This window comes from Zhengella mangrovi (assembly GCF_002727065.1).
GTDB classification, from domain to species: Bacteria; Pseudomonadota; Alphaproteobacteria; order Rhizobiales; family Rhizobiaceae; genus Zhengella; species Zhengella mangrovi.
Genome location: NZ_PDVP01000042.1, coordinates 1 through 3395, shown reverse-complemented (window position 1 = coordinate 3395; position 3395 = coordinate 1). Strand labels below are relative to the sequence as shown.

Genomic DNA, 3395 nt, shown 5'->3' with positions numbered 1-3395 from the left:
ATCCAGAACCATGCGAACGGCGCGCTCGCGGACTTCCGGAGAATACTTGTTTGTCGTCTTGCTCATGATGCTCCATCCTACTCAGGAGTTGGAGCCTCCGGCAAACCCGGTGCGGTTCAGAGTTTCCGGTCCATTTCACGATTGCGGGCAGGTGGCGAGTGGTCTTGCCCCCGTTTCAGCGGACACTCAGGCCGTTGCGATTTGAGCTGAGATAAATTCGCGCGGCGAACGCATCTTCAACCCTGAGTGCGGGTGGTTGTCGTTGTAGTCCTCGAACCACCCGGTGATCAATCCGAGGACTGTGGCGGCATTCGGTAGCGGCGTCACATGGACGTAGTCCCGCTTCAGCGTCTTCACGAATGCTTCGGAGATCCCATTGCTCTGCGGGCTCTTCACGGGCGTATAGCAAGGCTTCAGGCCGATCTGGCGAGCGAAGATGCGCGTCTCTCTGGCGATGTAACACGAGCCGTTATCGCTCAGCATCTCGATGGGATGCGGCGTTTTGCAGGCCCCAAACCGTTGCTCGACCGCCTCCAGCATCATGTCGCGGATATCAGAGCCACTGATGCCGGCGTTCACGACGACCCGCCAGGAGATGATCTCGCGATCGTGCGCGTCGATGAGGAATGCGCCGCGGACGACATCGTCGTTCCAGCAGGTGAACTCGAACCCGTCTGAACACCAGCGAATGTTGGAGCGCATCGTGACCACTTTGCCCTCATGGGTCAGTTCCGGCCGCTCGGTGTATCTGCGAGCCAGCAGGAGACTGTGCGCCTGCATGATGCGGTAGACGCGCTTGTGGTTCACGGGCGCAGCACCTTCGGTCTTGAGTTGCCGGTTCAGGAGCGCGGTGATCCGCCGGTATCCGTAGGTCGGCCGCGCTGCCACGAGCGCGGCGATCAGCGGCACCACCGCCGCGTCTTGCGCTTTGTGATAGCGCCGCCGCGGCTTCGCGCCTCCCTTCAGGCGATCATGAAGATTTGAGCGGGAGATACCGAGGGTCTTGGCCACCACGCTCATCGGGAACCGTCCTTTGGCTGCGACTGCGCAAGCCACGTCAGTTTTTTTGAGCGCGACTTGTCGAGCGCCTCCTTTAGAATTTCGACCTCGAGCGTCTTGCGCCCGAGCTGGCGCTCCAACTCGCGGATGCGCTCTTCCAGCTGTCGGACGGCGCGATTGCTTGTGACGTCATCGTCTCCAGACACGGCCACGGCCCCTCCCTCCAGCATCAGACGCCGCCAACGATACAGCAGGTTCGGTGCCACGCCATTGCGGCGCGCCACGACCGAGATGCTGGCGTTCTCCTCCAGCGTCTCCTCGACAATCCGTAACTTCTCAGATGAAGTCCAGCGGCGCCGGCGACCGCCATCGGTGATGATCTCATAGTCAGACATAAGCACGTGCTTAGGGATATCCCTAAGCCTCCATGGTCATGCCCGAGGGTCCGGTCGAAAAGGGGGCCAGTTCAGCGAGCGAGCTAGGTTCCGCCGCTACCTCTTTCATTTGCCGAGTATGCCTGGTAACACGATCACAAACTGATTGTGGGAAGCAGTCAAACGAATTGGAAGAGCAATTCGGTGGCCGAGAATGACACAGATCTTGAACTGAAATTCGACGGGGCATCTGTGCAGAAATTGCAGGGTGCTCCGGCGGAGGCAGTTATTGCGTCGCTCAACGCGATCCAACGTATGATCTATATCATCGGTATGCGAGCCGAGGGTAGAGTCCTGAGCGAACGGTTGAAGCCCACCAATAAGGTAAAGCGCGAGTACGCTGTTGTGTGCCGCGCGCCTCGCAAGGGCAGCCATATTCAGCCTTTTGCTGTCGCATCTCGGACGGGTGAGATGAGCCGTTCCTCCGTTGCCGCGCGTGAGAAACTGATAGCGACCTTACGCGCTTTCGATAGCGGCGAGGAAGCGCGGCTTGAGGCTGTAGTTCCAAACGCTCGGGAACGTTGGTTCTTAGCCAAGGCAGCGGCCGGTTTGCTTCCGCCGGACGGTAGCGGGCTCGAAGTGATGATCCGTGCCGGTTCGCGCGGCCCGTTCGCGTTCAAGGCTGATCGTGCGCGAAATCTCCTGAGCGCGTATGATACTCCCAGACCACCAGCTGTCGATGAGGAGTCGGTCGCTGGGAAGCTCCGTGCCATAGACTATCAACAGACAATTATGACGATCAAGCCAGGGTCAGACCCCGCGCTTCGTATGGACTACCCACTACCCCTGGAAAGCTGGCTTCAAACCAACGTTCGCAAGCGGCTCAAAATCAGCGGTCGTCCGAAGGTAAATGCACGCGGCGACATAAGTTCGTTTGAAGAAATCTATAATGTCGTGGAACTTGAGCCGCACCTAGAACCTATCGATCGCTTCACGTCAGGCGGCAAGCGCTTCTGGACCAATCGTCCCATTAGCTTGCCTGTAACCGTCCATTGGGCGGATCGACTTTTCAGTTTCGCGGATCATCGTCTAGGCATCGATGTTGTCGCGGATAACGTGTCCGAGCTTCGCGATAGTGTTTTATCGGAACTTGATCTGGTATGGCGGCAATACGCCCAAGCCGACGACGACGAACTGGATGACGAGGCACTTGAGGTTAAGCGGCACCTACTCTCTCGCTTTGGGCCGCTCGACTGATGGCAAGAGATCGGAAAGATATCGACGCCTCGTTGCAGCGCAAAGGCTTCAAGCGTGATGACGGCGATCATCACTATTACATCTACCACAATCTTGCTGGTCGAAAGACGATCAAGAAGACGAAGATGAGCATGGGGACCTCTCACAAGACGATCGGTGATCCATTGCTCGGGCAGATGGCGCGACAGATCGGCGTAACTAAGTCGAGCTTCCTAGAGCTAGTCGACTGCACACTCGATCAGGCTGGCTACGAGGCTCTGGCCTTTCCGCCGAAGGGAAAATGAGCTCAATGCCGCCGGCTCCTAAACGGGGTGCGACTCGCGTGAGCCGAATGAGCACTCAACAATTCCAACTGCATTGGGAAGGAATATGACGGACTCAGACTTCGTCACGTCCCCCACCGCGTTTGCTGTAGAGGATTTTGACTGCGTTTCGCGGCGTGTTAGAGTGCGCCGGAACTCGAGATTCCTCGATATTTTGGCGCTACTGCTTCCCAAGTACAATGGACCAGAACGTCCGGTTTCAGGACTGCAAAACGTCTAGTCGATAGGCGTACCTGGAGGCGCAAAGCTGTACTTCATGTGGGACTGGCGAACATTGGCTACGAGCGGCATTTTCAAGCGTTCGTACGCGCGCCGGAGCATTCAAGAATCGAAAAACGGGGGAGCACTGGGGGACAGCTCCAGCAAGCAGTTGAAGCCAAACTCTTTTCCTTGCCTTCACACGGGAGGGGTCACAGGTTCAATCCCTGTCGCGCCCACCATT

At 57.7% G+C, this 3395-nt stretch carries 3 protein-coding genes; 2 read left to right on the top strand and 1 reads right to left on the bottom strand.

Annotated elements, in window-relative coordinates; all coding sequences use genetic code 11:
* Positions 1-186 precede the first annotated feature (186 nt).
* Positions 187-1412 (bottom strand): IS3 family transposase gene (locus CSC94_RS23805; protein ID WP_099308846.1). Its coding sequence is split into 2 segments (ribosomal slippage): positions 187-1070 and positions 1070-1412, totalling 1227 coding nucleotides; the frame shifts between segments, so codons are not numbered across the junction.
* A 165-nt stretch (positions 1413-1577) separates the two neighbouring features.
* Here CSC94_RS23805 and CSC94_RS23800 point away from each other — a divergent pair.
* Entirely contained in the window at positions 1578-2630 is a 1053-nt protein-coding gene (locus CSC94_RS23800) for a hypothetical protein (RefSeq protein ID WP_099308845.1), read from the top strand.
* On the top strand, positions 2630-2914 hold the full coding sequence (locus CSC94_RS23795) for a hypothetical protein (RefSeq protein WP_099308844.1): 285 nt from the start codon (positions 2630-2632) through the stop codon (positions 2912-2914). The genes CSC94_RS23800 and CSC94_RS23795 overlap by 1 nt, the downstream gene beginning before the upstream one ends.
* Positions 2915-3395: the final 481 nt, after the last annotated feature.